1 protein-coding gene is annotated in these 5,137 nt (G+C 75.1%); it reads right to left on the reverse strand.

All coding sequences use genetic code 11. The annotated features are described in order from the left end of the window. Positions 1-5,127 (reverse strand): type I polyketide synthase (locus KM933_RS32405; protein WP_221359019.1); only part of this gene is annotated, 5,127 nt, incomplete at its 3' end. Positions 5,128-5,137 lie beyond the last annotated feature (10 nt).

Raw genomic sequence — 5,137 nt, forward strand, 5'->3', positions numbered from 1 at the left:
CCAGCGCGGCGGCATGGACAGCACGATCTTGCCCACGTGCTTGGCCTGGCTCATGAAGCGGAACGCCTCACGCGCCCGCCGCACGTCCCACACCCGCACCGGCAACGGACGCAACGCGCCCCCGGTGAAGAGGTCGACGAGTTCGCCGAGCATCGCGTGGATGCGCTCGGGAGCCGCTTCGCCGAGGTCGAAGGCGCGGTAGCGCACGTCCCCGACGGAGCGCGGGTCGCGGATGTCGGTCTTGCCCATCTCCAGGAACCGCCCACCGGCAGCCGTGATCCGCAGCGACGCGTCCACGAACTCACCCGCGAGGGCGTTCAGCACCACATCCATCCCACGGCCACCGGTGACCGCACGGAACTTCTCCTCGAAGCCCACATCACGCGAGGACGCGATGTGGTCCTCGTCCAGACCCAGCTCCCGCAGGGTCTCCCACTTGCCCTCGCTCGCCGTCGCGAACACCTCGGCACCCAGATGACGCGCCAGCTGGACCGCCGCCATGCCCACACCACCGGCACCGGCGTGCACCAGCACCCGCTCCCCCGCCGACAGGGCCGCCAGGTCACGGAAGGCGTACAGCGCGGTCAGGAACACCAGCGGCACCGACGCCGCCGTCTCGTCGCTCCAGTCCGCCGGGACGGTGGTGAGGTAGCGCTCGTCGACGAGGACGGTGTCCGCGAGACCGCCGGGCACCATGCCCATCACCCGGTCACCGACCGCGAGACCGGTCGTCTCCGGGCCGACGGCCGTCACGACGCCGGTCGCCTCGGAGCCGAGCAGCCCGGCCTCACCCGGGTACATGCCGAGCGCGTTGAGCACGTCACGGAAGTTCAGGCCCGCGGCCCGCACCTCGACGCGGACCTGGCGGCCCGCCGGCTCGTCCAGGGCCTCGGGGGCCGGGGCGAGGGCGAGGGCGTCGATGCTGCCGGGGGCGGTGCTGTCCAGGCGCCACGGCAGTCCGGGCACGGGCAGCAGGCCCGCGCCGGTGGTGAGCCGTGCCAGCCGGGCGACCAGGACGGTGTCCTCGCGTACGGCGAACTGGGTGTCGCCGTCCGCCAGCAGGGCCGGGAGCCGGGAGAGGACGCGGTCGGAGGGGGCACCGGCCGCGGTGTCCAGGTCGAGCAGGGCGAAGCGGCCGGGGTTCTCGGCCTCGGCGCTGCGGACCAGGCCGTACGCGGCGGCGGCCGCGAGGTCCCGTACGGTGCCGTCGGTCCCGGCGGCGACGGCGCCGCGGGTGACGAACACCAGGCGCGCGTGGCCGGGGCTTCCTGCGTCCAGCCACTGCCGCACCAGGTCCAGGGTGCGGGCGGTGAGGGCGTGGACGGCGGCGGGGGTGTCGCCGCCGGGGCCCTCCAGCGGGACGTCGGGGCCCTCCAGCGGGACCAGTACCAGGTCGGGGGCCGGGGTGAGAGCGGCGGCTTCGGCGAGCCCGGCGACGGGTGAGGGCCAGGGGTCGTCCGCGGGCCGGGAGGCGTCGGCGGCGAGGGTGGCCGTGCGTACGGGAGTCGCGGTGCCGTCCGGGGCGGGGACCCACTCCAGGCGGAGCAGTCCGTCCTGTTCGCCGTGGCGCAGGGTGGGGGCGTGCAGGGCGGAGGGGGCGCGCAGGGTCAGCGACTCGGCGGAGAGCACCGGGGCGCCCTCGACGTCGACGGCGGCGATGGACACCGTGTCCTCGCCGATGCGGGCGACCCTGACCCGGACGACGGAGGCGCCGCTCGCGTGCAGGGAGACCCCGGTCCAGGAGAACGGGACGAGCTTCTTGCCGTCGCCGAGGCCGGCGAAACCGACGGACTGGACGGCGGCGTCGAGCAGGGCGGGGTGCATGCCGTAGTACTCGGCGTCGTCGACCTGCGCGGGCAGGGCGACCTCGACGAACGCCTCGTCGCCGCGGGTCCACACGGCACGCAGGCCCTGGAAGACGGGGCCGTACTCGCTGCGTTCGTAGAAGCCCTCCAGGTCGGCGGCGACGGCGCCGCGCGGCGGCCAGACGGCGGCGTCGAAGCCGGCGGTGCGCTCGCCCGTGGTGAGCAGGCCGGAGGCGTGCTCGGTCCAGCGCTGCTCGGGGTCGTCGACGGTCTGGGAGTAGACGGTGACGGGGCGGGCACCGCTCTCGTCGGGGGCGCCGACCAGGACCTGGACGACGGCGGCGGAGTTCTCGGTGAGGACGAGGGGCTTGGCGAGGGTGAGTTCGTCGACGCGGTCGCAGCCGACCTGGTCGCCGGCGCGGACCGCGAGTTCGAGGAAGCCGGTGGCGGGGAAGGCCGCCATGCCGCCGACGGTGTGGTCCATCAGCCAGGGGTGCGTCTGGGCGGAGAGGCGTCCGGTGAACAGGACGCCGTCCGTTCCGGCGAGGGAGACGGCGGCGCCGAGCAGCGGGTGCTCGGCGGAGACCAGGCCCGCGGCGCTGACGTCGCCGGCGGCGGCCATCAGCACCGGCCAGTAGCGCTCGTGCTGCCAGCTGTAGGTGGGCAGGTCGGTGCGGCGGGCGCCGGTGCCGTCGAAGCAGGCGGCCCAGTCGACGTCGACGCCCGCCGTGTGCAGCCGGGCCAGGGCGGTGAGCAGGCAGCGCTCCTCGGCGCGGTCCTTGCGCAGCGCCGGTACGACCACGGTGTCGGCCCCGGCGTCGAGGCTCTGCTGGGCGAGGGCGGCGAGCACCCCGTCGGGGCCGAGTTCGACGAAGGCGTCGGCGCCGGCGCCGGCGAGGGCGCGCACGCCGTCGGCGAAGCGGACGGTCGCGCGGACGTGCTCCACCCAGTAGTCGGGGGTGCTCAGCTGTCCGGGCCCGGCGAGCGTGCCGGTGACGTTGGAGACGACCGGGAGGAGGGGTTCGTGGTAGGTGAGGCTCTCGGCGACGCGGCGGAACTCCGCGAGCATCGGCTCCATCAGCGGCGAGTGGAAGGCGTGACTGACCGACAGGCGCTGCGTCTTGCGGCCCTCGGCGGCGAACGCGGCGGCGAGTGCGAGGACTTCCTGCTCGTCGCCGGCGAGGACGACGGAGTCGGGGCCGTTGACGGCGGCCAGGGCGGTGCCGGGGGTGAGCCGCGGCGCGGTCTCGGCCTCGGTGGCCTGCACGGCCACCATGGCGCCGCCCGCGGGCAGTTCCTGCATCAGCCGGGCCCGGGCGGCCACCAGCGTGCAGGCGTCCTCCAGCGAGAACACCCCCGCCACGTGGGCGGCGGCGATCTCGCCGATCGAGTGGCCCGCCACGAACTCGGGGTTCACGCCCCAGGACTCGACCAGGCGGTACAGCGCCACCTCGACCGCGAACAGGGCGGGCTGGGTGTAGCCGGTGGTGTCGAGGAAGGCGGCCTCGGGGGTGCGGCGTCCGGCGAACAGCACCTCGCGCAGCGGGCGGTCGAGCTGCGGGTCGAGCAGCGCCAGCACCTCGTCGAGGGCCGCCGCGAACACCGGGAAGCGCGCGTACAGTTCGCGCCCCATGCCGGCGCGCTGCGAGCCCTGGCCGGAGAACAGCACCGCCAGGGAGCGTTCGGCGGCGTGCGCGCGGGCCGCCTCGGTGGGGACGCCGTCGACGCCGGTGAGGAGGACGGCGCGGTGCTCGAAGGTGGAGCGGCCGGTGGCCAGGGAGTGGCCGACGTCGAGAGGGGTGGCGCCGGTGAGGGCGGTGAGGCGGGCGATCTGGTCGTCCAGGGCGGCCTCGGTGCGGGCGGAGACCGGCCACGGCACGACGGCCGGTACGACCGCCGGTGCGGTCTCGGCGGCGGGCTCCGGTCCGTCGGCCGGTACGGCCTGTTCCAGGACGACGTGGGCGTTGGTGCCGCTGATGCCGAAGGAGGAGACGCCGGCGCGGCGGGGCCGTCCGGTCTCGGGCCATTCGGTGCGGTCGGAGAGCAGCCGGACGGAGCCGGAGGTCCAGTCGACGTGGCGGGAGGGGCGGTCCGCGTGCAGGGTCCGGGGAAGGACCCCGTGGCGCATCGCCATGACCATCTTGATGACGCCCGCGACACCGGCGGCGGCCTGCGCGTGGCCGATGTTCGACTTGATGGAGCCGAGCAGCAGCGGCCGGTCCCCGGGCCGGTCCTGACCGTACGCGGCCAGCAGGGCCTGGGCCTCGATCGGGTCGCCGAGGGGGGTGCCGGTGCCGTGCGCCTCGACGGCGTCGACGTCGGCTGGGGTGAGTCCGGCGGCGCTCAGGGCCTGGCCGATGACGCGCTGCTGCGCGGGTCCGTTGGGGGCGGTGAAGCCGTTGGAGGCGCCGTCCTGGTTGACGGCGGAGCCCCGGATCACGGCGAGGACGGGGTGGCCGTTGCGGCGGGCGTCGGACAGCTTCTCCAGCAGGAGCACGCCGACGCCCTCGGACCAGCCGGTGCCGTCGGCGTCGTCGGAGAACGCCTTGCAGCGGCCGTCGCCGGCCAGTCCGCCCTGGCGGCTGAACTCCAGCAGCGAACCGGGCGCGGACATGACGTTGACGCCGCCCGCGAGGGCCAGGCCGCACTCGCCCGCGCGCAGGGCGTGGGCGGCGGCGTGCAGGGCGACGAGCGAGGAGGAGCAGGCGGTGTCGACGGTGACCGCCGGGCCCTCCAGACCCAGGGTGTAGGACAGCCGTCCGGAGGTGGCGCTGGCGGCGATGCCGGTGCCGATGTCGCCGGTGGCGTCGCTCAGGGAGCGGATCAGGAGGTACGCGTAGTCCTGGCCGTTGGTGCCGACGAACACGCCGGTGGGGGTGGAGCGCAGCTTCCGGGGGTCGATGCCGGCGCGCTCGATCGCCTCCCAGGAGGTCTCCAGGAGGAGCCGCTGCTGCGGGTCCATGGAGACGGCCTCGCGCGGGGAGACGCCGAAGAAGGCGGCGTCGAAGTCGGCGACCCCGTCGAGGAAGCCGCCGCGCTGGCTGACGGAGTGGCCGCGGGCGTCGACGCCGGCGTCCCGCAGCGCGTCCAGGTCCCAGCCGCGGTCGGTGGGGAAGCCGGAGACGGCGTCGGTGCCGGAGGAGACGAGGTCCCACAGGTCCTCGGGGGAGGTGACGCCCCCGGGGTAGCGGCAGCTCATCGCGACGATCGCGATGGGCTCCGAGGCCGCGGCGGCGAGTTCGCGGTTCTGCCGCTTGAGGCGCTCGGTCTCCTTGAGCGAGGCCCGGAGAGCTTCGACAACTTTTTCGCTGGGCGTGGTCATGGTAGCTCCG

The sequence above is a fragment of the Streptomyces beigongshangae genome (assembly GCF_019710745.1).
Taxonomy (GTDB): Bacteria; Actinomycetota; Actinomycetes; order Streptomycetales; family Streptomycetaceae; genus Streptomyces; species Streptomyces beigongshangae.